At 61.1% G+C, this 26,840-nt stretch carries 22 protein-coding genes; 5 read left to right on the top strand and 17 right to left on the bottom strand.

From position 1 onward, the window contains the following. Positions 1-294: 294 nt before the first annotated feature. From F6X37_RS32485 to F6X37_RS32470, 4 genes are read right to left on the bottom strand one after another with little or no spacing between them, the layout of a single operon-like run. Positions 295-630 (bottom strand): hypothetical protein, encoded by a 336-nt coding sequence (locus F6X37_RS32485; RefSeq protein WP_187614123.1) that lies wholly within the window; start codon positions 628-630, stop codon positions 295-297. Positions 631-666: 36 nt separating this feature from the next. After that, positions 667-1,752, bottom strand: a complete 1,086-nt coding sequence (locus F6X37_RS32480; RefSeq protein ID WP_090809186.1) for a sugar-transfer associated ATP-grasp domain-containing protein — start codon at positions 1,750-1,752, stop codon at positions 667-669. 2 nt (positions 1,753-1,754) lie between these two features. Beyond that, positions 1,755-3,137 carry an undecaprenyl-phosphate glucose phosphotransferase gene (locus F6X37_RS32475; protein ID WP_090809184.1) on the bottom strand — a complete coding sequence of 461 codons (1,383 nt, stop codon included), beginning with the start codon at positions 3,135-3,137 and terminating at the stop codon, positions 1,755-1,757. Between the two features lie 41 nt (positions 3,138-3,178). Further along, positions 3,179-4,699 (bottom strand): mannose-1-phosphate guanylyltransferase/mannose-6-phosphate isomerase, encoded by a 1,521-nt coding sequence (locus tag F6X37_RS32470; protein ID WP_187614122.1) that lies wholly within the window; start codon positions 4,697-4,699, stop codon positions 3,179-3,181. 633 nt (positions 4,700-5,332) lie between these two features. Between F6X37_RS32470 and F6X37_RS32465 the strand changes: the two genes are divergently transcribed. Beyond that, on the top strand, positions 5,333-6,640 hold the full coding sequence (locus tag F6X37_RS32465) for an O-antigen ligase family protein (protein ID WP_187614121.1): 1,308 nt from the start codon (positions 5,333-5,335) through the stop codon (positions 6,638-6,640). Here F6X37_RS32465 and F6X37_RS32460 read toward each other — a convergent pair. The 6 genes from F6X37_RS32460 to F6X37_RS32435 all read right to left on the bottom strand — a co-directional run bounded on the left by F6X37_RS32460 (position 6,616) and on the right by F6X37_RS32435 (position 15,243). Continuing rightward, on the bottom strand, positions 6,616-7,806 hold the full coding sequence (locus F6X37_RS32460) for a glycosyltransferase family 4 protein (protein ID WP_184039594.1): 1,191 nt from the start codon (positions 7,804-7,806) through the stop codon (positions 6,616-6,618). The two genes, F6X37_RS32465 and F6X37_RS32460, sit on opposite strands and share 25 nt — an antisense overlap. A 51-nt stretch (positions 7,807-7,857) precedes the next feature. Next, positions 7,858-9,174 (bottom strand): lipopolysaccharide biosynthesis protein, encoded by a 1,317-nt coding sequence (locus tag F6X37_RS32455; RefSeq protein ID WP_187614120.1) that lies wholly within the window; start codon positions 9,172-9,174, stop codon positions 7,858-7,860. 16 nt (positions 9,175-9,190) lie between these two features. After that, positions 9,191-10,201, bottom strand: coding sequence for a glycosyltransferase family 2 protein (locus F6X37_RS32450; RefSeq protein WP_187614119.1), 1,011 nt, complete (start codon positions 10,199-10,201; stop codon positions 9,191-9,193). 69 nt (positions 10,202-10,270) lie between these two features. Then, complete coding sequence (locus tag F6X37_RS32445) at positions 10,271-11,728, bottom strand: hypothetical protein (RefSeq protein WP_187614118.1); 1,458 nt, start codon at positions 11,726-11,728, stop codon at positions 10,271-10,273. A gap of 18 nt (positions 11,729-11,746) precedes the next feature. Next, the gene (locus F6X37_RS32440) at positions 11,747-12,862 is read right to left on the bottom strand and encodes a glycosyltransferase family 4 protein (protein WP_187614117.1); all 1,116 of its coding nucleotides are present in this window, start codon (positions 12,860-12,862) and stop codon (positions 11,747-11,749) included. Positions 12,863-12,921: 59 nt separating this feature from the next. Then, positions 12,922-15,243 (bottom strand): polysaccharide biosynthesis tyrosine autokinase, encoded by a 2,322-nt coding sequence (locus tag F6X37_RS32435; protein ID WP_187614116.1) that lies wholly within the window; start codon positions 15,241-15,243, stop codon positions 12,922-12,924. Between the two features lie 809 nt (positions 15,244-16,052). On the opposite strand from F6X37_RS32435, the gene F6X37_RS32430 reads away from it, so the two are divergent. Further along, entirely contained in the window at positions 16,053-16,985 is a 933-nt protein-coding gene (locus F6X37_RS32430; protein WP_187614115.1) for a helix-turn-helix domain-containing protein, read from the top strand. A gap of 58 nt (positions 16,986-17,043) precedes the next feature. After that, positions 17,044-18,060: an ATP-grasp fold amidoligase family protein gene (locus F6X37_RS32425; RefSeq protein WP_187614114.1), complete on the top strand. Its 1,017-nt coding sequence runs from the start codon at positions 17,044-17,046 to the stop codon at positions 18,058-18,060. 152 nt (positions 18,061-18,212) lie between these two features. Here F6X37_RS32425 and F6X37_RS32420 read toward each other — a convergent pair whose 3' ends face one another. From F6X37_RS32420 to F6X37_RS32400, 5 genes are all read right to left on the bottom strand, one after another. Next, complete coding sequence (locus F6X37_RS32420; RefSeq protein ID WP_222945006.1) at positions 18,213-18,920, bottom strand: substrate-binding domain-containing protein; 708 nt, start codon at positions 18,918-18,920, stop codon at positions 18,213-18,215. Positions 18,921-18,934: 14 nt separating this feature from the next. Beyond that, complete coding sequence (ligK, locus tag F6X37_RS32415) at positions 18,935-19,618, bottom strand: 4-carboxy-4-hydroxy-2-oxoadipate aldolase/oxaloacetate decarboxylase (RefSeq protein ID WP_187614112.1); 684 nt, start codon at positions 19,616-19,618, stop codon at positions 18,935-18,937. Positions 19,619-19,620: 2 nt separating this feature from the next. After that, positions 19,621-20,646: an amidohydrolase family protein gene (locus F6X37_RS32410; protein ID WP_187614111.1), complete on the bottom strand. Its 1,026-nt coding sequence runs from the start codon at positions 20,644-20,646 to the stop codon at positions 19,621-19,623. A 71-nt stretch (positions 20,647-20,717) separates the two neighbouring features. Next, a complete protein-coding gene (locus tag F6X37_RS32405; protein ID WP_187614110.1) occupies positions 20,718-22,076 on the bottom strand; it encodes an MFS transporter in 1,359 nt (452 codons plus the stop codon). A 542-nt stretch (positions 22,077-22,618) separates the two neighbouring features. After that, complete coding sequence (locus F6X37_RS32400; protein WP_262420108.1) at positions 22,619-22,921, bottom strand: hypothetical protein; 303 nt, start codon at positions 22,919-22,921, stop codon at positions 22,619-22,621. A gap of 266 nt (positions 22,922-23,187) precedes the next feature. Here F6X37_RS32400 and F6X37_RS32395 point away from each other — a divergent pair, with 266 nt between their 5' ends. Together F6X37_RS32395 and F6X37_RS32390 are read left to right on the top strand one after the other, a co-directional pair. Continuing rightward, on the top strand, positions 23,188-23,982 hold the full coding sequence (locus tag F6X37_RS32395; protein ID WP_090809160.1) for a molybdopterin-dependent oxidoreductase: 795 nt from the start codon (positions 23,188-23,190) through the stop codon (positions 23,980-23,982). A 219-nt stretch (positions 23,983-24,201) separates the two neighbouring features. Next, positions 24,202-24,603, top strand: coding sequence for a DUF3597 domain-containing protein (locus tag F6X37_RS32390; RefSeq protein WP_090809158.1), 402 nt, complete (start codon positions 24,202-24,204; stop codon positions 24,601-24,603). Positions 24,604-24,861: 258 nt separating this feature from the next. Here F6X37_RS32390 and F6X37_RS32385 read toward each other — a convergent pair whose 3' ends face one another. Both F6X37_RS32385 and F6X37_RS32380 read right to left on the bottom strand, forming a co-directional pair. After that, positions 24,862-25,134 carry a hypothetical protein gene (locus tag F6X37_RS32385; RefSeq protein ID WP_013091148.1) on the bottom strand — a complete coding sequence of 91 codons (273 nt, stop codon included), beginning with the start codon at positions 25,132-25,134 and terminating at the stop codon, positions 24,862-24,864. A 329-nt stretch (positions 25,135-25,463) separates the two neighbouring features. Then, positions 25,464-26,723, bottom strand: coding sequence for a Na/Pi symporter (locus F6X37_RS32380; protein ID WP_316252016.1), 1,260 nt, complete (start codon positions 26,721-26,723; stop codon positions 25,464-25,466). Positions 26,724-26,840 lie beyond the last annotated feature (117 nt).

Raw genomic sequence — 26,840 nt, 5'->3', positions numbered from 1 at the left:
TTGCTACGCGCTTCTTTCAGACCCCGCCTCACGACGACGCCCTTGCGCTTCGCTAATCCTTCACCACCATCAGGCTGGATAGGGGACTTTCACCCCCGAGCTGTTGAGCATGCTCGGCACACAACAAGAAAAGACGGCATTGAGCCGCCTTCTCCGCCAGTGATCGACGCCGGTCAGTGCCAGCGAGAAGCGCTGCCGCGCCCGCCGGTCTCAGTCGTCGGTTGGGAAGCCTCTCGGCTGATCTGATCGAGGACGTGCCACTGCCCGCATAACGCGGTTTGCCATAGCCGCGCTTCACGCATCGTCCTTCCCCGTGCGCGCGACGCTCAGCAGTTCTCTAACGCGTCGCGCGAGATTCGACAACGGGCCGCCGGACCGCGCGACGGCCTGCTGTCTGTGTGGCATACATTGCAGATCGTGCCAGTCGTCATCGACCGCTCTTGCGTGAGCGTCGGCGCCATACGGCCATTCGACCACCACCGCGCGCAAGCGGGCGGCGCGCGAGCTTCTGTCGGCGCGATCGATATACGCATTGATCTGCGACGCCTCGTACCGCGCCGATTCCTCCGAATCGACGGCAATGAAGTCGTTCAGTCCTTCGATATGGACGCACCATAACTGTTCGCTCACGTCGCGTCTCCTACTACGTTTTTTTGGCCTGCCCGATCAGCCCAGTGACAGCCGTGCAAACTCAGGTTCGGCCCTCAGCCGTTCCCAGTTCAGATCAGCGAAGCACGGGCCTTGCGTCGCCTCGCTGAATTTGACGTCGTTGTGCTTGCCGTTCCACTCCATCACCTTGACCTGGCCGTTCGCGTCGACCGCGAGATCCCAGCCGATGCAGCGCGCAAACGGAATCTTCCTGTGCAGGCGTAGCACGGTGGCCACGCATTTCTCGAAACATGGGATCTTCAGGCCCGCAAAGCGCGCGCCCGAGTCTGGATGCGCGTCCACCGCGGCCCAGTCGCTCATATACCCCTCGTCGCACAGTTCGCCCGTTTCGAGTTCGACCGGCACGCATATCTCGCGATCGCTCAGCACATGCGTATCGTCCGCTCTGCCGAGTCGCAAGTAGCAGGCCCGAATGGAAATGCGACCGGCCTCGTCCACCACGGTCGTGAAGCGCAATGTCGCCACCGGCTTCGCAGCAAACGTAGCGAACAGACTGTGCTGGTTGATGAACGTCTGAATCACGCCATTGCCGAGCGACCTGATGACCGCGGGGTCGAAGTTGGCACGGTCGAAGAAGTAGACACCGTTGCCCTGTCCGGAACCGTCGAGCTTGAATACGACGCGTTCGGTATGCTCGAACACGACGTCTGTCAGATCGCGCTCGGGCACCACGACGCCTTTGTCGGTAAAGAACAGCCCATTGGCAAAGTACGCGACGTCCGGCAATTCGTCGCCGTCGAAGATCAGCCGTGAAATCGGCTTGAGGCTCGAAATCTTGCCGTACCAGCCTTGCATTTGCGGCACGACGACGATGCCGTAGTAGTTGTCCGGAATCCAGCCTTCCTTGAAGGTGCCGCAAAACGCGGTATAAACGCGCAGCCAGGGTGCGTAGACCGGGTCGCCGAACACGTCTCGCGCATAGGTGTCCGCGAGCCGCAGTTTGTTCGGATCGGTCTTGCCATACCTGCTTTCGAGTCGCTCCAATATTTTTCTCGCCTGCAAGTCATGATCGTGGTGAAAGCGGTAAAGCGAGACCCGCTTCGCAGATCGTCTTACTATGTTTTCAACTCCGGATAGCATCATGCTCAGTACGCGTTTGGATGATGAAGCCCCTTGAAAATCGTGGCCAGAATGATCTTCATGTCGAGCCAGAACGACCAGTTGCGCAGGTAGTACAGATCGTGTGCGACGCGGCCCTCCATCTTTTCCAGGCGATCGGTTTCGCCACGATAGCCGTTGATCTGCGCCCAGCCGGTAATGCCGGGTTTGATCCGATAACGGTGGATATAGCCCGATACGATGTTCTGATAGAGATCGTCGTGTTCGAGCGCATGCGGGCGCGGCCCCACCACCGACATATCGCCGCGCAGCACATTGAAGAACTGCGGTAGTTCGTCGAGACTCGTGCGGCGCAGGAACGCGCCGACGGTCGTGATGCGTGGATCGTCGCGCGTGGCCTGTTCGAGAATGCCCGGCTTCTGCTCGTGCAGGCGCATCGTGCGGAACTTGTAGATCGTAAATACGCGGCCGTCGGCGCCTTTGCGACGCTGCGTGAAGAACACCGGCCCGCGCGAACTCAGTTTGACGGCGATCGCGCAGCCCAGCAGTATCGGCGAGATCGCGATCAACGCGACGAGCGCGAACAGACGATCGAACAGGTCTTTTTGCACCAACGCCTTCGGCGGCAGCGGCGACGCGGCAAGATTGATCGTCGGCAAGCCGAGCAACTCGGTCATGCTGCCTTCGAACAGCGCAAGCGAGCGCACGTCGGGCATGAAGCGCACATTGATCAGGTCGTTGCGAAACTCCGCCACCAGCTTGAGAATCGCGCGCTCCTCGGTGAGCGGCAGCGCCAGCCACACTTCGCCGATCTGCTGTTCGCGCACGTAGCGAGCGAATGCACCCTGTTCTTCGAAGACCTGCACCGACGAGCGCGGCGGAATGCAACAGCCGGGGTGCAGGTTATACAGCGCATTCGCGCGAAAGCCGGCCGCGGGCGACGTCTCGATCTTATGGATGATCTCGTCGCAATGTTCGCCGCACGCCGCCACCGCGACCTGCTGCAAGTTCATCCCCGCATGACGCATGCGCCCAAGCAACGCATGCGTGACCAGCCGGCCGGCCATCATTGCCGCGCCCGAAATGCCGGTCCAGTACACGAACCAGAGTCGCGACACGAAATCGATCCGGTGCAGCGAGAACATCAGCACCATCGCGCAGGCCTGCACGACGAGCCAGCCGAGCGCTACCTGGCTCGCCAGCACTCTCTTCGAGCGGCCACGCCACGATTGGTAGACGCCGAGCGCCGGAAAGACCGCGAGAGCGAACGCCGCGGCAAAAGCGACGAAGGCGAAATAAAAGCTCCGTTGCGAGCCGCCGTCGAAGCGGATCTGGGAGGCCGCAAATGCCCCAGCCACGATCATCGCGACGTCGAACGCTCTCGCCAGTAGACCAGTCAGCAATCGCATCACAGCCCCCTCATAGGACGTAGCAGGTCGACTCCGTCGCATCAGCCGCAACGCCCGTACTTGTCGTCGAAACGAACGATGTCGTCTTCGCCGAGATAAGTACCCGACTGCACCTCGATGATCTGCAGCGGCACGCGGCCCGGATTTTCGAGCCGATGGCGAACACCCAACGGGATATAGGTCGATTCGTTTTCGCCAAGAAGAAACTGCTCTTCCCCACGCGTGACGTGTGCGGTTCCACACACCACGACCCAATGCTCGGCGCGATGATGATGCATCTGCAACGACAGACGGCCGCCGGGCATCACGACGATGCGCTTCACCTGAAAGCGCTCGCCATGATCGATCGAGTCGTAAAAGCCCCACGGGCGACGCACTTTTCTGTGCGCATCGGCCTCCGGCGACTTCTCGGCCCTGATCCGCGACACGAGTCCCTTGATGTCCTGCACATGCGAGCGATCCGCGACGAGCACAGCGTCGTCGGTTTCGATCACGATCATGTTGTTGGTGCCGACGCAGGCGAGAAGCCTGCCTCCTTGCGAGCGTGCGTAGGTCGCGGTGGCCCCTTCGAACAGTACGCGGCCGCTGGCCGCGTTACCGCAGTCGTCCTTCTCCATCGCTTGCCATACGGCATCCCACGAGCCGAGATCGGACCAGCCTGCTTCGAGCGGCACCACCACGCCGGAAAACGCCGACTCCGGTTTGCCAAGCTGTTCCATCACCGCATAGTCGATCGAGTCGGACGGCGAACCCAGGAACCCCTCGGCGTCCGGCATGATGCATTCTTCAGTCTTCTTCGCGTCGCGGTATGCCTGAACGCAGGCCGCGTGCATGTCCGGCTGAAACTGCTCGATGATGGAGAGCCAAACCGCCGCTCGCACGACGAAGATGCCGCTATTCCACCAGTAATTGCCCGACGCGACGTACTGGGCCGCGAGTTCCGTCGCGGGCTTCTCGACGAAGCGCTCGATGCGGCGAGCGCCGTCTGGCAACGCGTCGCCGAGCCGGATATAACCGAAGCCCGTGTCGGGCCGTTCGGGCGGTACGCCTAGCGTGACGATCGCGCCGTCGCGCGCCTGCCTCGCGGCGATGTCCAGCGCGTGGTGAAGCGCTTCGAGATTCGCGATCGCATGGTCGGCGGGCATTGCGACCAGAATGGCGTCTTCGTCTTCCGCGCATGCCGTCAACGCGGCAAGCGTCAATGCCGGCGCCGTATCGCGACGCGCGGGTTCGACCACGATCCGCGCGTGCACGCCGATCTCGCGCGCCTGTTCGTAAGTGGCGAAATAATGCTCGGTTCCGCAGACGATCACGGGATCGGCCGCGACGTTCCATGCGCCATCAAAACCCGCCATGCGCCCCATGGTTGCTTGCAGCAAAGTCTGATTGCCGATCACGTCGATCAGTTGTTTTGGAAACTGTTCGCGCGACACCGGCCACAACCGGGTGCCGGAACCACCGGCGAGAATCACCTGCACGAGCGTCGGCAACTCCGCCTCGGCAGAATCCTGTCGTATCGTTTCGACATCCGCTGCGGCTGCTGCCGCGGTAACCTTGCCCATCGCTCACTCCTTCGCATTGAAACCGGCTCGGGAACGCGTTTCCCTCGAGGACACCGCATAACGCGGGGCGCCGCGATCCACGCAAATACCGTCTGATGTGATTTATGACAGGCGTCCGCGTCAAACGGACCAGACCAGTAGTTCAGTTCGCAGTGAACGACGCATGCGCCTACGGCGAATCCGGCTCGATCGGGAAGTACGGAAACGACTGGCCGAATCGCAATGGTCTGCTCGACAACGACGACCGGAAAACGATTGAAACGAAAGATCGAATGCGGCAAACGACCTGCATCGGATCTAGTCGACATCGTGCCCCGATGAATTCATCATAGTTAGACCGCATTGCGACGCAGCCCATCTGGCGCGAAGCGCGGAAGTTTTGGCGGTGCGCGCGGACTTGATTTAACAAGCTTGCGAACGAGCTTGCACTTCTATTGCAGGGCGCACGATTGGAAATCAGCAGCGACACGTGCTACCGTTTAATGAACGTCCCGTGGCATTCATGTCAAAGATAAACAGCGGCGTGATCCCCGCGCGGCCCACACTGTGAGTTTTCCGCTGTTCCAATCTCGCCATCATCCAGCGCATGGGCACAACCCCAACCGGCGCGCCATTCGTTTTTCTGGAGTTGCAATGGCCTATATTTCGCTAGTCGCACTTTTCCTGACGGTCACGAATTTCGTGCCCATCAGTGCGATCGGCTTTGTCCCGTTGCTATTGCTGGCATGGCGCTTTTACGGCCGCAGTTATCCCGCGTTCATCGCGCCGCTTACCGCTTTCACGGTGCTCGCGACGGTCTCGACGCTGCTCTATGATCCGCAGTCGTTCCTCGAGTTCGACTTTTATCGGCGCGACGGCAATTTTTTCATTTCCTATGCGCCCATTTTTGCCGGTTTCGTGTATGCGCACCGCTGGGATCTGCACAAGGTACTGCGTGCGCTGTTCATTTTCGCGGTCATCATCAATCTGCCGATGTACGTCTACTACATCGCCACGAACGGGCTGTTCAGCATCTTCGTTAATCCGGCCGACAGTTTCGGCAGCTACTTCATTGCGCGCAACGCAGCCGGCGGCTTCCTGGCAATGCTGTTCTGTCTCGGCATAGCGTGCTACCTGCAAAAACGCAGCAAGCTGCTGATCGCGCTGCTCGCCTGCAATGTGCTGATGCTGTTTTCGACCTACAGCCGTGGCTCGCTGCTTGGCGCGGCGGCCGTTCTGCCCTATCTGTACTTTGGCCGCAAGCGCTGGATTCTCGGCACGCTGATAGCCGCGCTGCTGCTAGCCTCGGTCGCCGTCGCGATCTACCATACCCAGCCGAACGTCGACTACATGGGCTATACGTTCGCGATTCACGCCAATGACGCCAAGGTCAACAACCTCGACATTCGCTACGAGTGGTTGTGGCCGCGAGCGCTCGCGTATTTCGTGCAAAGCCCGCTCGTCGGTCTCGGCTTCGGCTCCTTCGACGACCACATCGGCAGCCTCACCTCGTACTTCCATCTGTTCGCGGTGCCGTCCGACATAGTGATCGAGCACAGCGACTCGCACGCTCACAACTCGTATCTGAATATCCTCGCCGAGCTCGGCGTAGTGGGCTTGACGCTGATCCTCGCGTTCTTCTGGAGACTGATCGAGTGGAGCAGGCAGGGGGCGGCGTATACCGCGTTGATCGAGGGGGGCCGCCAGTTCGCGGCGTTCCGCTTCGTGGAGATTTCGTCGGTTTGCCTGCTGGTGATGTCGGCAACCGAGCATCGGCTCGTTTCGCCGTCGAATGTATTGATTCTTTCTCTGGTGATCTCGCTGCTGCTAGCCGCGCGTCCGCTGGCGACAACCGCATTCAGGCCCGGCCCGCGCGGAGCGCGCAAGGCGGGCAACGTGGGCACCCGAGCTGCGCAGCCCGTGCCCCAGCGCCCGACTCAGGGCGTAACGTCGGCAAGATGACGTTCTTCGGCCGGCAGCGACTGACTCGGCGCATAGGGAAGAAACTGTTCGACGCACGCATACGGGAGCCGCGCGTCGACGAAGCCCATCAGGGCCTTCTTGAAGTTCTCCGACGAAAACCGCTCGGCATTCTTGCGGCACACGCGTGCGTCGAATAGGGCTGCGTTGCTCTCGAACCGGGTAACGGCTTCGAGCAACGACGCGGTGCTTTGCTCACCGAAGAAAACCCCGGTGGGTCGCTCGAGCGGCAATCCCACCACCGATTCGAGCGCGCCACCGCGGCCGAAGGCGATCACCGGCGTGCCGCATGCCTGCGCTTCAACCACCGAAATGCCGAAGTCTTCTTCCGCCGCGAACACGAACGCGCGCGCGCGCCGCAAATGATCGACCAGCACATCGGACGGCTGATGCCCGAGAATCTGGACGTTGTCGCCGGCCACCGCTTTGATCTTCTTCATCTCGGGACCGTCGCCGATCACGACCAGCTTGCGTTCAGGCGTTTGCGAAAAGGCCTGAACGATCAGATCGATACGCTTATAAGGCACCATCCGCGACGCCGTCACGTAGAAATCCTCTTTCTCCGTACCAATAGGCATGTTCACCAGATCGACCGGCGGATAGATCACGGTCGATTCGCGCTGATAGGCCTTTCTGATACGCCGCGCAATGAACTGAGAATTCGCGACGAGATGATCGACGCCGTTCGCGGAGCGCGAATCCCAGCCTCGAATGTAATGAAGCAGCACGCGCGCCAACGCGGAGCGCAGCCCTGTGTCGAGATGGGATTCACGCAGGTACTGATGTTGCAGATCCCACGCATAGCGGATCGGCGAATGAATGTAGCTGATATGCATCTGGTTCGGCCCGGTCAACACGCCTTTCGCGACCGCGTGCGAACTCGAAATGACGAGATCGTAGCCTGACAGATCCACCTGCTCGATCGCAATCGGCATCAACGGTAGATAGGCGCGGTATCGTCTTCGCGCAAACGGCATCTTCTGGATGAATGACGTGTTGACGGACTTCCCCTTCACGCAATCGCGGTCTTCGAGAAAATCGACAATCGAAAAGACGTCCGCATCCGGGAAGCACTCGATGATGTTCTTCAATACTTTCTCGGCGCCGCCGGACACTACCAGCCAATCGTGAACAATAGCGACTTTCACTTCGACCTCCTGTGACAATCCACCCAAACTCCCACACACTCACGCGCCACTTCAATCGTCCTTTGCGCCGCCCGCCTGCGTACTCAGCCCGCACACCACCCGCACCCGCTCGAGCGCGCGCTCGGCGCCGGGCAACAGCCCGACCAGCTCGAGGCGAATCAACACGCTGAGCAGCGTCACCGACAGCGCCGCTTCGCCGATCACCCGAGCAGAGGCCATGCCAATCGCGCCAAAACGCGGCGCGAGAACGAGCGCCGCTGCGAGATTGACCAGCGCCGAGGCGACGCCGGCAATCGCAAGCACCCGGTCTCTCCTGCGCGGCACGAATACATAGAGCGCGACGAACTCGTTGAAAGCCGCGAACGGGAACATCCATGCAAACACCTGCAACACGTGCACGCTCGGCTCGAACGCGGCGCCGAGAATCAGCGGCAACACGAAAGGCGACAGCGTCAACGCGCCGCACAGCACGAGCACGCCATAGCCGAGCAGCAAGATGGCGCCGCGCCGCGTCGTGACATGCGCGCCCGCCTTGTCGCCCTGTGCGAGTTGCCGGGTTATCGTCGGAATAAAGACTTGCGCCGCGGGGGCCATCAGGCTGAGTCCGATCGTCGCGAAACGCTCGGCCGCGCCGAAATAGCCGACCTCCGCGGGCGTCGAGAACAAGGTCAGCAAATACGTCGACGATGCCGTCAGCACGACGGAGCCGGACGAATAGCAGAACAGCATCGTCGACCGGCGCACGAGCGGCAGGACACCGGCAAACGCCAGACGCGGCCAACCGAGTTGCCACGTCGTCAAACCGTAGGCAATGATCAAGGACGCAATACCCGCAATCAGCAGACTCGCCAACACCCATACGGCATCGTTCGGTCCTTTGACGAGAGTCAGCACCAGCACGAGACTCAGCGCGAAGCCGAACACTTCGATCATGATCGGCGTTCGAATGTGTTGCCGCCCCTGAAACAGCCAGCCGAGATTGCATGCCGACACGATACCTAGCAAGGTCGCGAGCAGGCCGATCAGCGGCCGCTCCGACAGTAACGGTGAACAGAACGTCGCAATGATGCCGATGCCCGCGCCGATCACGGCGAGTGTCAGCCGCGCGCTGACATGCAGCGAATAGATCGCATTGCATTCCTGGGTCGACTGCGCTTTCGCCACCTCGCGCATGCCGACGAAGGTAAAGCCGAAGCCGACGAGCATCCATATCACGTTCATCAGCGACATCGACGCGAGTACCCGGCCGTATTCGGCCACGCCGAGCACCCGGCCATAGAACGGCACGACGATCAGGAGGTACACGTACCTCATGAAATAACCGGCGTAAACAAATACGATCAGGTTGGCGCTCGTTCGTCTATCCATGCCGTCCTCCTTCGCCTCAGCGTCCTGCGACGCGACGGCGCGCGAGCGGGTTCGCGATATAACGCACCGCGAAATCCGACAGCGGCGAATAAGGCACGAGACACAGGCTCGACAGTACGAGCGTGCCGAGCTTCTTCTTCAGGCTCCAGAACGGATTTGCAATGATCGTGTGCAGATAGCTGCGCGAATCGAGGATCATCCAATGCCAACGCCGGAACAGGGTCGCGCGATAAACGGAAGAGCAGAATGTCGCTTTCTCGTGTGAGAAGTCGAGAAATGTTGCCGGTAGTTCTATGTCGAGCCGATCTTTGGCGATATTGCGCAGAATGGCCCAGCGCATGTTGAACGCGCGCGGTGCTTTCGTCAGTTGTTCCGAGTTCGCGAACGACACCGTTTCACTGCCCGCGTTATGCACCCGGTAGCCGCCTAGCGACTTCGACACGGTAGCGATCGGTCCAGCCAGCGCGACGCCATAGATCGCATAAAAGTCCGCGCCATAGCGATTCACGCCCTCTTCGGGAACCGGGAAGATCTGCTTGAGCGCGCTCACCCGGTAAGCATTGCCAGACGCGGGCGGGGACGGATAGAGCCAGCCGCCGCGCAGCAGCCTGCCGCAGTCGTGTGGCGGCTCGCTATTCGGCACGTAGGCGCCCGTCAATGCGCCTTCGTTGTCCATCACGTCGAGCCGGAATTGCACCTTGGCCCACTCGCCGCCCTCGAAAAAGCGCATGACTTCGGTAACCGCGGATGGGTACAGCACGTCATCGGAATCGAGAAGGATCACGTACTCGGTGGTGAGCGACGCGATTGCATGGTTGTAGGCGGATACTTGCCCGCCGTTTTTCTTGCACAACGTCAGTACGCGATCGCCATAGCTTTCGATGATCGCGCGCGAACCGTCGGTCGAGCCATCGTCGACGACCATGACGGTGGTCGCCGGATAATCCTGCGCGAGCGCCGAGTCGATCGCCGCGGCCAGATAGTGCTCGTAGTTGTAATTGCAAATCGCAATGGTGACCTGCTTCATGATGTGTCAACGCTATCCGTCAGGTTCGATCCGCCGGCTCCCGGCGGTCGTCATGCTCGCGAAATATCGCTATGCCACTGCCTGCGTCACACGACGCACCACGAGATAAGCCAGATGTTTGGGCGGATTATTACCAGCGCCGTTCACCTGGTCGGGTACCTTGAATCGCACGTTCATCAAATCGTTGTCCCAACTCAATGCAACCTTGTCCGCTGCGCTCGCCTCGCCGCTCAGCGCATCGATGAAATCGACCTGCACCGCGTGCGAGCGCAGCGGCTCCAGCCCGCCGATGGAAACGTTCTGCCAGCCCGCGTTGCTGCTCACCTGCATCACGAGGTCGTTGCCGGAAAGCAAGGCATTTGCAGCAACACCCGGACCGCATTGCAGCGGCTTCGAAAAACTCGCCAGATGCCCACCCGCTGTTTGATGCAACACGACCAAGCTTCGACCGGAAACGTTGTAGGTTCGTTCAGGCGGACCGGGATGCGTGAGACGAAAAGGTTCATAGCCGTCCCAGTGATAGATCATCGACAGGTACTTGTTCGGGTCGTCCCAATTCCTGCCGAGCGCCCACACCGCGAAGTCGAAGAAATAACGCGGCAAATAGTGCGGGTCTTTCATGTACTCGTTGCCGATCTCCGTTTGCCAGATGCCGCGCGCGGGACCGTTCTTCACATATCGCTGGTACAGCGATTCCATATCGGCAACCGGCAAGTAGTGCGTGTCGACGTAGTCGACCCAATCGAGCATGCGCTCTTTCAAGACCGGACTGCGATATTCGAGCCAGCGGTGGAAGTTATCGAGGCCGCCCTGGTCCGGCCAGCCGCCATACACCACATATGCGCGATAACTGCGAATGATGCGGGCCGCCGGAATATGAATCCGCTCCACGTAATCCTGCATCGCGCGCTCATACGGTTTCGAGCGTTTTTCGTCCTTGCTGAACTCCGGGCCGTGCCAGAACACGGACTGAGGCAAGCCGCCGGACAATTTGCCGGCCGCCTCGTTCCAGATCTGGAAATAGCGCAGGTTATAAGGCGGCGCCGAATACTTTCGCACCACCGCGTCGACATACTGCTTCCACACATCCACGTCGACGGGTGCCGAATTGCTGTCGCCGGGCACAGTCGCATTCCATCTCGGCGTATAGCCGAGCATCAACAGCGAACCGATTCCATTGCGTTCGTTTCGCAACAGTGCCGGCGGCAGATCGATATCGAACGCCGAGCTCGTTTTGTCGATGCGCATCGCCTCGCCGGGCCGATCAGGTTGACCAGGGCCGACCGTGTCACGGCCCCAGCTAATGCCCATCGCTCGCCACATCTCGATGTCGGCTTCCGATCCGGCCCAGCCGTTCGTGCCGATCAGATCGGTCATTATGCGGGCGCGCGCGTTTGCGGGCGCCGGGTCCGGCACCAATGCGAGAGCGGGCCGCAGACTCGACAACGGCGCGGCCGCACCCGCCGCCAACGCGGCGAGTGCGCGCAATGCACGTCTTCTGCCAGCACGGGTCTTCATGCGATCCATGTTCGTGCCCACCCATCGCTAGCTCGCGGACGCGCGCGGCGTCAGTTCGGGCAGCCGCTCGCCAGTCTTGACATCGAGGATTTCGAGCACCGTTTGCGCCGCGCGCTCCCAGCGAAACTCGCGCGCATGCAGCAGCCCCGCGCTGCGATAACGTTGGCGAAGATCGGCGTCGCTCATCATCTGCGCGATCTTTGCGGCGATGTCGTCCGCGGAGGTCGCGTCGCAGTACATTGCGGCATCGCCGCATGCTTCCGGTATCGACGTGCGCGCCGACGCGATCACCGGACAGCCGCAATACATCGCTTCCAGAGGCGGCAGGCCGAAACCTTCGTACAGCGACGGAAACACGAGGCAGCCAGCGCTCTCGTACAGTGCCTTCAGCTCCGCGTCCGACACGAAACCTGCCCACACGACCTGCCGCGAATGCACAGGATGCCCGACGCCTGCACCGCTGAAGATGCGCGGATACTGTTTTCCCACGATGACGAATTTGACGTCGCGCAGATGCCCGAGCCGCACGATCGCATCGAGCACGCCGCGCAGATTCTTGCGCGGATCGAGACTGCCGACGATCACGCAATAGGCGTCCTTGTTCAATTCGAGCCGTTGCAGCACCGATGGGTCGGCAACGATCCGGTCGAAATGATCCGCGCCGGGCGCCACCACTTTCACGCGCGATTCGTCGATTTTCAGGTGATGGCAGATCCGCATTTTCGAAAACGTCGAGACCGTCAGAACGATCGGATGCGTGCGCGGCAAGAGCGCGAAACAGATGCGATACCAGAGCCGGAATTTCCTCGAAAAGCCCTGCGGCACGTCAAAGACGGCCATGTCGTGAACCATCACGACCTGACTGTGCTTGAACAGCGGGTTCGTATTGCACAGACTCAGCAGCGTGATGCCGCGGGCGGCGACTGGCAGCGTGATCTGCTCCCACAGCGTGCCGCGCAGCCACGGAAAGCGCCGTTGCGGTTTGAGCAGCGCCCCCGGCTCGACCGCGTTTTGCGGCACGAACACTTCCGGTTCGTCACCGGGCGCGGCGCGCATCTGCATGGCCCGCGTCAGCTCATACGCAACGCGTTGAACCCCCGTGATGGACTGAGAAGTAAACTTTCCGTTGATTGCAAAGGCCATCTGGTTCTCCGTTTTACGCCATCGCGAACGCGCTTTACCGCGTTGGGGTCTCCACACGCTCAGGCGCCTCGCGGCGCTTGCTGTCCAACGTCGTTTTCGCCGAAATCGCTGGCATAGTTCGTTTCGTAGCCATAGCTCTTCGTGCTTCGACGCAGCGGAATGCCGTTGAACACCGCGCCCGCGATGCGCCCTTCCGCGCGTTCCACCTTTCTGAGCGTGTCGGCGATCTCCTCCTCGCTTTGCATGCCCGAGCGCAGCACGAGCAGGGACGCGCCCGCCTCGTTCGCGACGATCGAGGCGTCGGTGACCGCGAGGAAAGGCGGCGTATCGATGATCACCAGATCGAACTGGCTCGACAGCCGCTCGAGCACATCCTTCAGGTGCGGCCTCATCAGCAGCGCGGCGGGGTTCTCCGGGCGCACGCCGCATGACAGGAACGTCAATCCGTCGATGCGGGTCGAGCGCAGCGCATTGCGGAGCGGCAGGCGTTCAGACAGAACTTCGGAAAGGCCTCCACGATTGCTCTCGTTGAATAGCGAGGCGAGATGACCGCGTCGCATGTCGGCATCGATCAGCACCACCCGTGAGCCGATTTCAGCGTGCAGGATCGCCAGATTCGCGGCGACGAAGCTCTTGCCGGCCGATGGCGTGGGCCCGATGATCATCACGATGTTGTTGCGTGCATGCGCGAGATCGCGCGTGACGGCGGTCCGTACGCTGCGCAGCGCTTCGACCGATGTGTCGTGCGGAAAGCGCGCGGCGAGAATCCTGTTCTGGACGCCGGAATCGAACTGAATCTCGTGCAGACTCTTCTGCATCGGCGGATGGGCGCGCCCGGCTGTTGCCGGCAGCGATTTGCGCCCCGCGGTCGCATCGCGGTCGAGCAGCAGTTGCTGATGGCTGAACAGAATCTCACCAAACACCGGCACGCTCATCTGGCGCTCGACATAGCGCGGGTCGGTCACGCCGATCATCACGTGGCGGCGCATGAAGACCAACACGACGCCGGACACGATACCGAGCACCAATCCGCCGCCGAGCACGAGAATCGGCTGTGGCATGACCGGCATATGCGGTCTGATCGCGCGATCGAGAATATGCGCGCCGCCCGTCGTGCTGGCGCGGCGCACCTGCAATTGCTCGGCCTTCTGCACCATGCCGAGATACACCGTTTCCGCGACCTTCTGCGCGCGGATCAGATCGACGCTCGCGCGTTCCGACGCGGGCATGCCGTTGAAATGGTCGGAGAATTTCGCTTTCGCATCTTTCAATTGCGCCAGTTGCTCGTCGACGTTCTGCACCCAGCGGCTCTGTCCCGTATAGCGCTCGAGCATTTGCGTGCGCTGCAATTGCAGCGCCGCGATCTGCTTGTCGAGATCGAGGCCGCCCTGCAAATAGGCTTGCGCCTCGTTGGTCGGCTGCATCGATTGCGATCTCGAGCGGAAGTTCTTCAGCGCTTCCTCGGCTTTTCGCAGATCGCCGAGTAGACGCGGGAGTTCGCCGTCAATAAACGCGAGCGTCTGCGTGTCGTTCGCTTGCCGGCTCGCCACCGCGGACGCGAGGTATTGCTCTCCCAATGCATTGGCGATGGCCGCGGCTTTGTCCGGACTCTTGTCGCGGTACTGGATTTGCATCAGCCCAGAGTCTTTCACCTTGTCGCCAATCTTGACGAGACTGGTGAAGCGCTTGATGGCATCGAGCTCATTCCAGCGGATCACCTCGAACTTCGTGCCCGGCCGCGCAGCGAGTTCCTTCACGAGCATCGACACGCCGTTCTGCTTGAGCGGCATGCCGACCGTGCCACTCGCCAGCAACTCGCCGGACGGGCCGTGCAATTCGAAGGCGCCATTGTCGAGCGCGGTCAAGGTCAGCTTCTCTTCCTCGAGTTCGCGCGGCACGTCGAGCGCGGCGATCTGCACACGCTCGCCGCCCCATGCAAACGATTTCAGCCCGAGCCACGGCGCCGCGGGCTGTCCCGGTGTAGCGAATTTTTCGGCGATGTCGCCGAGAACCGGAAGCTTGTGCGGCTTCACCGAAATGTCGAAACGGAACTGGTCCATCACCGGCTGCAAAACTGCACGGCTTTCCATGACCGCCATTTCGGTTACCGAAGACGGCGTCGGTGGCGGCAACAGTTCCTGGTTCTGCAACGCGAGTCCGAGGGCATTTGGCTCGGGTGGGTCCACGCGAATGATTACGTCAGCGGAATAGATAGGCGTGGCGATCAGAAGATACGCGACCGCGAACGTGAGGACGACGACCGTCGTCACCACGATCTCCCAGATGTGGTCGCGCATTAGCGTGAGCATCGCGCGGGCACTGAGTTGTCTACGCTCGGTATCAACAGCGGGATAGAGCGAGTTTTGCGGATAGTAATCCACCGGTCTGATCCTTGCAGGTTGATGAAACAAAACGATCGGCGATCGCTTTGCGTCGCCACGTCGCTATTTATGCCGCCGGCCGGATAGACCCTCGATTGGCTGGCAGCACGGCGAAGCGACGTGCTGTGTCGGGTTAGGTCGGGGAGCCGTGTTCGGGACCTCTCGAACTACGGAAGGCTACACACCTATTGCTTATCCACCGCGGCATTGCCGATTGTTCTTCTCACGAATCAGCAAATGCGAAGCCCGCCATTCACGTAATCCGCGATTGACAATTTCTCTCTCGATGTTGCGCTGAAGCATAGTCCGCAAAGGATCGAGGCATTCGCCGGCGGCCCAAAGTAGGGTGCTATTGGCCGATAATGCGGAGCCTTTTACAAATGAAACAGAAGCCGGAAAGGCTTGTTGCGATCTGCAATTGCTGTAACAGAGTAATACGACAGGCATCGTACATCGCGACAGAACGCCAATTGCACGGCTCAAGTGCCAGGAATGCCCTTGTTATCCCGCAAATCGCGCCGAATCCAAGCCACTCGGCGCATTCCGCCGATGCCCCAGCACTGCGCTTGCAAGAATCGCGCTAATTGATCGGGAAAAAAATTCCGTGCAACGTTAATTGGTAGCACGCATTTCTGCGAATAGCGAGGTAAGAATTTCTTGAATCCTGACGATTACGCCAAAACACCCACGCATGCCGGCCAAGCTCGTCTCGCCCAAATCGATGCGCTAATCTCAATGCGTAGATTTTCCTGACTGGAGAAGCTCGCGTGATGAAGCACATTGGTCTATTCGTCTTTCAGGATTGTTCGATGGCAAGTACCGGCGCGATCGGCGACGCGTTCCGGCTTGCCAATGAGTTCAGGAGAACGGCTGGCGAAGAGGCGCCATACCGGTTTACCGTGGTATCCGACGGCGGCGGTCTGGTGACCAGTTCGTCCGGCATATCGATCTGGACGCAAGGCCTCGAACGCTACTGCCTCGCTGATTTCCACGCGCTCTTCGTGGCCTGCCGCGACGTCACCGAAGTCGCGGAATCCAACGACCGCTTTCTGTCGTGGATCTCGCTGCAAGGATCGATTGCATCTTTCGGCATGCAACAGGGTGCGAATCTCGCGGTCGTCTGCAACGATCCGCTGCAATCGATCGTGCCGATTTTTCTGTTCGACGACAGCGGTGACGCCGCGCGCACGCAAAGCAATGTGACGCCGACCGATCTCGCGCTCGCGCAGATCGAACGCGACATCAATACCGACACTGCCCGCAAGATCGGCCGCATCCTGCAAAACGGCTACGCCGAGAAAAGCCGCTCCGAGTTCGACGACGTCAACATCACGACGACGACGGAGAAGATTCGCGAATCGGCGCGCTGGATCAAGGAAAACTACAGCAAGGCTATTTCGGTTGCGCAGGCGGCCGAATCGGTGGCGATGAGCAAGCGCAATTTCCAGCGCCGCTTCAAATGCGAGTTCGGCATGACGCCGCTCGAATATCTGCTGCGCACACGCTTCGAGATCGTTCGCTCGATGCTGAAGAACACCGATCTGCCGGTCGACAAGATTGCGCGCCGCTGCGGAATGGGCGACGGTAATCGGCTTGGGCGGCTATTCAAGGAGCGCTATGGCATGTCGCCGACGCAATTCCGCGCGCAACAGCATGTGGATGCGGACGAACGCTGGCTGACGCCGGAGGAAAGCTGGAGTGCCGCGACCGAGATGTTGCGGCAAGCGCCGCTGACGCTTTGATTTCAATTCCCGTTACTCCGAGGACGACTCGTCGACTCGACCGCAAAGGGATTAGAACATGACGATCATCAAATCCGCCGAACTGGCCGCGCAGGATGCGGCCGTCGCGCCGAAAAACATGGCCTCCCTACAGTCCGGTGACAGTGCTCTGGCCGCGCCCTGCCGGCAGCCGGGCTTGCACACCGGTGCGCATGCGGCGCACGGGCAATCGCCATCTGCCGCGAGAAAAATCAAGGAAGCGGCGAAAACGCTATTGCCGGACGCCCTTTTCTTAAGCCTGTTACATCACAAATGCATTGGCCGCTATCCGAACCTGATTCGTCCGGTGACGTTCAATGAGAAGATCCTGCAGCGCAATCTTCATCCTGATCCGCGCTATATCGACCTGACCGACAAGCTTCTGGTGCGGGAATATATTGCCCGGAAAATCGGCGACAAGCATTTGATACCGCTGATCGCAGCGCCCGATGCATTCACGCCCGAAGTGTTCGACGCACTGCCGGATGCTTTCGTAATGAAAGCCAATCACGGCAGCAGCTACGTCGAAGTGGTGAGAAACAAATCAGAGACCTCGTTCGAGAAGCTGAAGAAGCTCGCCGACCAATGGTTGCGCAGCGAATTCTATTACGTTGGGCGCGAGCGGCACTATCGGACGATCGAGCCGCGCGTTTTCTTCGAGCAGTTGCTGCTCGATCGGCGCGGCCAGATTCCGGCGGATTTCAAAATGCACTGCTTTGGCGGCCGTCCTGGCGGGCCGATCATCTATATCCTCGTGATCTCGGATCGATTCGGCAACGCGACGCATGGCGACGTGTACGACGCCGACTGGAATCACCTCGATATCGCAATCGGCGACTACAAGCGCAGCGCGTTGCCCGCTCCGCGCCCGCCGCATCTACAGGCCGTGCTCGATGTCGCGGCCCGTCTGTGCGAAGACTTCGACTATGTGCGCGTCGACCTGTATGCGCCGGACGACCTCGTTTATTTCGGCGAACTTACATTTACGCCCGGCGCGGGCGTGCTGCCCTTCACGCCGGACAGTATCGATTACGAGTGGGGCAAGCTGCTGGCTTGAATCCGCTTTCATTCGTAGCGTTTTGCGTCCGCCATCCGATCGGGCGTGCCGGTCGGCGCTTTCAGCGTTTCGAAGCCGAGCATGCGCTCGCGCAAAGAGATGGAGGCGGAAAAGGCAAGGACACAAGCCTGGGCGGCGAGCGCCGCCCGCCATCAAGCCGGCGACATGCCGTTTTGCAGCTTTGCGCCGTCGGCCTCGCGCGAGGCCAGAAACGCCAGCAACGCCTGCGCTGCTTCACGCTGGCGCGCCACCGTGCAGATCGCGGCGGTGAAAGTCGTGGTGGACTGGGTGGCGGCCGGAAGCTCGCCGAGCACGTCGATGCCCGCCACGTGAATCAATTCGCTCATCTGCTGAAAGCCGAGCGCGACTTCTCCGCGCGCGACGAGCGTGCCGACCGGCACACCCGGCGGCGCCTTCACGATACGCGAAGCGATCTGCCCGGCAATGCCCCAGCGTTCGAACAGCTTCAGTAGATGCGTGCCGCTGGGCCCCGACGAGTAACCGATGCTGCGCGCACCGAGAATCGCGTCGCGCAGCGCTGCTTCGGACGCGATTTCCGGGTGCGTTTCTCCGGCCGCGACCGCGACCGCGATGCCCGAGCGCGCGAGCCCGACGCGGCTCGCCGCCTCGACACAACCCGTCACCACGAGCCGCTCGATCGCGTCGGCGGCAAGCACGACGATGTCGAAGACTTCGCCATCCTCGACCCGGCGCGCCGCATCGACGCCGCCGACCGATTCGATCGCGACGCCCTGCCCCGTGCGCCGCTCGTAGAACGCGGCGAGTTCGGCCAGCACCTGGCGCGTGGCCATCGACGAAATGCCGGTGATCGGCGCGCGCGCGGCTTGATCGTTGATCATTGCGACCACGCCTGTCAGTCCTTGTAACGCAGTCCGGCCTGCTCGAGCGGCCCGCGCATGTTGTACATGTCGAGACCGAGCACCCCAGAGGCGAGTTTCGCGCGCTTCCCGGCTTCATTGGCCTCGCGCGCCGCAGCCTTGTCGAGCACGGCTTGCGCGGCGGCCGCCGGCACCACGACCACGCCGTCCTCATCGGCAACGACGACGTCGCCCGGTGTGACCAACGCACCCGCGCACACGACCGGAATGTTCACCGAGCCGAGCGTCGCCTTGACCGTGCCTTTCGCGGAAATCGCCTTGCTCCAGACCGGGAAGTTCATTTCGGTTAGCACGCTGACGTCGCGCACGCCGGCGTCGATGATCAACGCATGCGCGCCGCGCGCCTTGAAGCTCGTGGCCAGCAGATCGCCGAAGTAACCGTCGGTGCTCTGTGCGGTGACGCCGGCGACGACGACGTCGCCCGGCCGGATCTGTTCGGCCGCGACGTGCAGCATCCAGTTATCGCCCGGTTGCAGCAGCACCGTGACGGCCGTGCCGCTCGCGCGCGCGCCGGTATAGATCGGGCGCATATACGGTTGGAGCAGGCCCGTGCGGCCCATCGCTTCATGCACGGTGGCCGAACCGAGCGCGCCGAGTTTCGCTGCCACCTCCGCATCCGCGCGCTGGATGTTGCGATAGACGACTCCGATTTCATACATGATCACAGCCCCTTCGTTTTCAGCAAGGCGTCGAGACGCGGATAGACGCGCCGCGCGTTACCTTCGTAGATCTTGTAGCGCTGCTCCGGATTCATATCCGCGGCTTCGACGTAGCGCTTCGTGTCGTCGAAATAGTGACCGGTTTGCGGATCGACGCCGCGCACCGCGCCGATCATTTCGCTCGCGAACAGGATGTTGTCCACGGGAATCACGCGCGTGAGCAGGTCGATACCCGGCTGATGATAGACACAGGTGTCGAAGAACACGTTGTTCAGCAGATGGTCTTTCAGCAAGGGCTTTTTCAGTTCCTGCGCGAGGCCGCGGAAACGACCCCAGTGATACGGCACCGCACCGCCGCCGTGCGGAATCACGAAACGCAGCGTCGGGAAATCGCGAAACAGGTCCGAGGTCAGGCATTGCATGAACGCGGTGGTATCCGCATTCAGGTAGTGCGACCCGGTGGTGTGGAAGCACGCGTTGCAGCTGGTGCTCACGTGAATCATCGCGGGAATGTCGTACTCGACCATCTTCTCGTAGATCGGATACCAGGAACGGTCCGACAACGGCGGGCTGGTCCAGTGGCCGCCCGACGGATCGGGATTCAGGTTGATCGCGACATTGCCGTACTGCTCGACGCATTTGACGAGTTCAGGAATACAGGTGGCCGGATCGACACCCGGACTTTGCGGCAGCATCGCGGCCGGCACGAAGTTCTCGGGAAACAGCCGGCTCACGCGAGAGCACAGTTCGTTGCAGATCGCGGCCCACGTGCTCGAGATTTCGAAGTCGCCGATGTGGTGCGCCATGAAGCTCGCGCGCGGACTGAAGATCGTCAGATCGAGGCCGCGCTCGCGCATCAGTTTCAACTGGTTGTTTTCGATCGACTCGCGCAGCTCGTCGTCGCTGATCTGCAATTCCGACCCCTGCGGCATCCCGGAAGGACCGTTGATGCCTGCGATCTGGCGGTTACGCCACGTCTCCAACGCTTTCGGCGCGGTGGTGTAGTGTCCGTGAATGTCGATGATCACCGTGATTCCTCAGTAGATGAATGTATCCAGCGGCGCCCGCGAAACGCACGCGCGCCGCGTTGCCTCACGCCTCAATGCGCGATATTCGGCTGCGCCACCGTTTCGGCGCCGTTCACACGCTGGCTCACCAGGATGGCAATAGCGGCGAGTGCGGCGGGGATCGCGAGCATCGCCAGGATCGCGCCGAACTGCCAGCCGAAGCCGAGCAGCGCGCCGCCGATCGCCGAGCCGAAGATGCTGCCGAAGCGGCCCATGCCGAGCATCCAGCTCACACCAGTCGCACGCGCAACGGTCGGGTAGCGGCCGGGTGCAAATGCGTTCAGACCGGTTTGCGCGCCGCTCATGCAGAAGCCCGCGGCAAACACCAGCAATGCGAGCGACGAAGACAGCGCGCCGATGTAGCCGAGCCCGAGCACGCACAGTGCGCCGCCGATATACGCAGCGCTGATGACCGGCGCCGGACGCGCCTTGTCCATGAGCCAGCCGACGAGGATCGCGCCGATCGTGCCGCCGATCTGGAACATCGCCGTGACGTTGGCCGCGGTCGTGACCGACAGACCCGCATCCTTCATCAGCGTCGGCAGCCAGCCGGTCAGCAGATAGATGACGAGCAGGCCCATGAAATACGTGACCCACAGCGCGATCGTCATCGAGCCATAGCCTTGCGAGAACAGCACGCCGATCGGCTTGCGCGTCGGCAGCGGCGGTTCGTTCGACACGAACACTTCATTGCCCGCGAAGTGCACGCCGCACACACGGCCAAGCACCTTGCCGATACGCTGCGCGGGCGCGCCGCGCACCGCGAGCAGACGGGCCGACTCGGGCAGCAGCCAGATCTGGAACGGGATCAGCACGAGCGGCAGTGCGCCGCCGAAAATCAGCACCGCGCGCCAGCCGTGAACCGGAATCAGCCAGCCGGCCGCGAAGCCGATCAATGCCGAGCCGAGATTGAAGCCCGTGAACATCACGGTGATCAGCAGCGCGCGCTTGCGTTGCGGTGCGTACTCGGACAGCAGCGTCGTCGAGTTCGGCATCGCGGCGCCGAGACCGACACCGCTGAGCAGACGCAATGCTGCCATCGAAAACGGCGATTGCGCGAACGCAGTCGCGATCGTGAACACGCCGAACAGAAACACTGACGTAATCAGCACCCACTTGCGGCCGATGCGGTCCGATGCCGGACCCGCGAACAATGCGCCAATCACGAGACCGATCGGCGCCGCGCTCATCACGAGTCCGAATTCGGGGCGCGAAATCGCCCAGTCATGAATGATGGAAGGCGCGACGAAACCCATGATCGCGACGTCCATGCCGTCGGCGGTCACGATCAGAAAACACAGCACGACCAATAGCCACTGGTAGGGCGAAATCGACCGTTCGTCGATGAACTTCTTGATATCAATCCTGTTACCGCTGGTAGTACTGGTCATCAAAACTCTCCTGTCTCCTTCATTGGTCTCATCGCGCGCTCGAAGCGGGTAGCTTCGCAAAGTACGTCGACTCCGTAACCATCGTGGCGATGGGCTCCTACACGGCTTACTCAAATAACTGGCATGAAGGTACGTTTCGTCCTTCGCGGGCCAAAGCGCGGGTTAACCATTGGGTCGATGCGAGTATCCGCATTCTCAGCGTTCCGCATAGCATCGGCGAAACCCGTCCGATTCGCGCAAAGCCCCGCTGGACAAGCGTTCAAACCAGAGTCCCGGCCCTTCGAAGCGGGCTTTTCGAACGACTGCTGGTGCACACCCTGATAAACAGAACAGATGAAGCGGGAATGAACTCGCATAGAACGGCAGTGAGACGCCCGCTTTTCCGATCAACATGGATGCGCCGCGCTGGTAGCGGATTTGCCCCGCGCAAAAAGAGCACGAAAAGAAAAAAGCGGCATGACCGTGCTATGGCCATTCCGCTTCGGGCTGAGCCGGCCTCGCGAGACCGGCTGGTACTCAATTACCGTTGTGCGCTACCCGGCTCAGGGGGCTGCGATACCCTGCGTCGTCGGCGTATAAGGCGTGTGGAAGCTCGAGCCGGCCCACGTACGCGAGGATGCCGTGTAGAGCGGTGCGCCTTGCGTGTAGTTCGCGCCGTCGTGCCAATCGCCCAAACCGGTGTCCTTCGCGAGCGCCGGGTACGGATAGACCGGACGCGAGGCGATATTCGGGTTGCCTTCGCCACCTCCGCAGTGACCGACGCCCGGCACCAGATACAGAATGGCCTGAGGGGCGAATCCGCCCTTCAGGCCATTTTCATATTGCGGCGGGACAACGCGCCCCATCGCCCCGTGAAACCACCGAACCTTCCACGCTGCAGCCTTCGAGCCAGCGTCCGTCCGTAGTCAGGAATGTCGTATGCTGCGTTTCCCATGCGGCCGGACGGCCTTCCTGCGCGATGTGCATCGTCATTGAAAGTCGATAGCAAGAACGAAAAGATTTCAGACACGACGGAATAACCGTCGATCGATCGCGTTACCGCTTCGGGCGCAATGCCAGTCCGACGCTCGCAGCGTACCTCGTCGCCCGATCCTTACGCGGACGGTAAATCATGACGATCCGAAAACGAACCGCGCAACAAGGCACCTTCCTCGCGACGCATGGCGAATCGATCATTCGCGATGCTCAGCGCGAACTAAAATCGCCTGCGCGCCGGCTGTTCGGCCGGCGGCTGCTGACGTTAGGCGGCATCGCGCTGCTGTCCGGTTGCGATCTGACCGACGACAAGGCGGTGAACACCGCGCTGCGCCGCATCTCGTTCTTCAACGACGACGTGCAGGCACTGCTGTTCGATCCGAACAAGCTGGCGCCCACGTATCCGGCATCGATGATCACACGGCCGTTTCCGTTCAATGCGTTCTATGGCGTCGACGAGGTGCCCGAGATCGATGCCGCGACCTACCGTCTGCAGGTCAGCGGCCTCGCGCACGGCAAGCGTACGTGGACGCTCGACGAACTGCGCGCGCTGCCGCAGGAAAGCCAGATCACGCGTCTTATCTGTGTCGAAGGATGGAGCGCGATCGGTCGCTGGGGCGGCGTGCGCTTTTCCGAATTCCTGCGCCGCGCGGGCGCGGACACGAGTGCAAAGTACGTGTCGCTTCATTGCGCGGACTACAACTACTGGACGAGCATCGACATGCCGACGGCGCTCCACCCGCAGACGCTGCTCACGCTGACTTACGACGGTGACGTGCTGCCGCCGAAGTATGGTTTCCCGATGAGGCTGCGTGTGCCGACCAAGCTCGGCTTCAAGAATCCCAAGCATGTCGTCGCTATCGAAATCACGAACCAGTATCCGGGCGGCTATTGGGAGAACCAGGGATACAACTGGTTCAGCGGCTCGTGACGCAATGATGTTTTGCTCCTTCCATCAACCACGCACAGCGTCATGTTGACGTGACGCGGGCTAAGTCGTGTCAGGATCATTGCGCGCGGACCAATACGAGCAGTCGACGGGTTGACAAAATATTACGTTTTTCACCGTGGTAGATCGCGTAGCATAGTGGGGGTATGTCCTGCGAGCGCCCCCACTCGCATTCGTTATTCAACCGCGGAGATTTCGGAAATGAGTATTTTTGGTGACATCGTGCACAAGCTGTTCGGCAAAGCGAAGCCGGACCAACCTCCCCCCGCGACAGAACCCACCCCCGACCCGGCCGCCGCGCAAGCCGCGACGCCCAGCGCTCCCGCCGCGCCCGCGCCGCTGACCGACGTCGACGTGGCCGCCGTGATGGATCAACTCGTCAGCGAAAGCGGACAGACGTTGAACTGGCGTACGTCGATTGTCGACACGATGAAGGCACTCGGCGTCGACAGCAGTCTCGAACACCGCAAGCAACTTGCGCAGGAATTGAAGTACAGCGGGGACATGAACGACTCCGCGAGCATGAACATCTGGCTGCACAAGCAGGTGATGCAGGCGCTCGCGGCAAACGGCGGCAAGCTGCCGCCCGATCTGGCAAGTTAAGCAGGACGAAGCAGGCGTTTCGCAGTAAGCGAGGCGCAGTGGAAGTCGCGCAGTAAAAATCACGCAGTAAAAATCAAACCCTCAGTCCAGGTTGCCCGGTCGAAGCACGAAACCGGGCAACCGGACACTTCTCCGCTCGGCAATCAATGCTCGCACAATCGACTATCGAGAGCGCGCACTGCGCGCGACAGCACGATTGCCATCAGCCCACGTATCGAAACGCGGGTGACGGAACACATTGCGATGGAATAGACGCGGCTATTGCGCCGCGGTGAGCTTGAGTCCCGGCCGCAACGGTTGGGGAGGCTCCAGAGGAGCCTTGCGTTCGTCCGATACCTGTTCGATTCCCTTTCTCGTGACTTCTTCGAGGAAGGTCAGGCGAGCCCGATAGTAATCGGCACGCAGCTGTGCGTCGAGCACGAGCTGTTCGGCCTGAAACAGTTCCATGCGCAAGTTGTTCAGCGCGCGTTCGGCCTGTTTCTCGGGAGTAGGAGCATGTTGTGAAGCCCAGTTAGCAAGCCACCTTATCATGGTGAAGCCCTCCTTGAGTTCAATGCTCTGCTGCGACAAAGGCTATCAAATTATGGATGCGGCGTGTGTTAAATCGCTTCAGGCGTTGCTTATTGTGCGAGCTACCGTGGGTCGTCGCACGATCGACTTCACCGCCGCGCCTTGACTACTGATACCACAACACGCGCGAGGCGAAAAAAGCCCGCACAGCAAAGGCGGGCAATCCCACTCTCTTTGAAAGCGTGTCACGAGGATGACACGCCACAAGTTTAGAGCTCGTGCAACCCCAACGTCCGTGTGCTGGCGATCACTTTGCGCGAATATATCGATCTCCAATCATGCGTCGCGCGTTATTGCAGCTCTTGAAGCGCTGCCACATTTTTCGCAATGGCCCGCGCGAACTGCGCGATCTGCCGGCCCTGCTCGATCAGATCCATGGCGATCCGGAACGTGACCACGTCCGCCTTGTCCGCCAGCTGAAGCTTCGCGAGCACGACCTGACGCGCGGTCGCGGCGAGCTTGTCGATGCCGGCCTTCGCGTCGACGACCTTCGCGACCTCTTCCGGATCGCTCGTCTCGATCGTGCGAATCGCCTGCTCGAGATTGCGGATCACCGCCTCGGAAAACTGCGTGGTCGCCGCATCGCGCAGACGCAGCAGATCGATCTGCTGCGTCATTCGTTGTTGTCCGACCGTCATCAGCGTCAGGCCGACAATGCCGCTGATGCTCTCCAGATGACTCGTGACCTGCGTGTAGCCGACCACCTGCTGACCTTCTTCCTCCGAGTGCTGCCGCTGCGACAGGCGGCCGATATATTGAAGAATCTCGAAGGCCAGCCGCTCGCTTTCCTTGTCCTGATCGAGCATCTGATTGATCTCTTCCATCGTGCCGGTCGACACCATTTGCGAGCCGCGTTGCACAACGTCGAGCACCTGCGCGCCGAGCCGGGTCAGCTCGATACGCACGCGTTGCAGTGCAAGCGCCGGCACCGCCAGCGACGTCTCGTCGAGATACTGCGGATCACCCGCGGGTTTGGCGGCCTTCGCGCGCTTCGGCACGACCAGTTGCGCGAGCCGCGCGATCGGACCGGCAAACCAGATCAGCAGCAGCGTGTTCGCCACGCTGAACAGCGTATGCACATTGGCTACCTGACGCGGCGCCTCGGCCGCGAGGCGTGCAAGCCCTTGCAGTTCCGGATGCGACGGCGATATCCAGCGCACGACCTCCGCCATCTGCGGAATCAGGAAGAGCGCAATCACGACGCCGAGCACATTGAAGATGAGATGCACGACGCCGACCTGCAACGCTTCCGGTGGCTTGCCGATCGAGGCGAGCAGTGCCGTGCCGCAGGTGCCGACATTCGCGCCGAGAATCAGCGTGATGGCGGCTTCGAGCGGCATCAAGCCCTGGCCGCTCAACGCAATCACGACCGCGAGCGTCGCCGCCGAGCTTTGCACAACCGCGGTGAAGACCGCCCCCACGATGACGCCGACGAGCGGATTGCGCATGTCCTGCATCGCGTCGATGAACGGCTGATAGGTGCGCAGCGGATGCGTGGACTCGCCCATCAGCTGGATGCCCATGAACAGCAGTCCTAGCCCGAATGGCACTTACTTAAGCCTACATGGAGGAGAAGACGCGGGTAAGTGCTTGAAGAGAAAGGGAGGGGGCTGATCCAGGGATTGATACGATGGTTGTTACCAGGCAAACACCGTCTCATTCCAAAG

Origin of the sequence: Paraburkholderia sp. 31.1, assembly GCF_014397645.1 — a bacterium.
Lineage (GTDB): Bacteria > Pseudomonadota > Gammaproteobacteria > Burkholderiales > Burkholderiaceae > Paraburkholderia > Paraburkholderia tuberum.
This window is presented reverse-complemented; position numbering and strand designations above follow the sequence as displayed.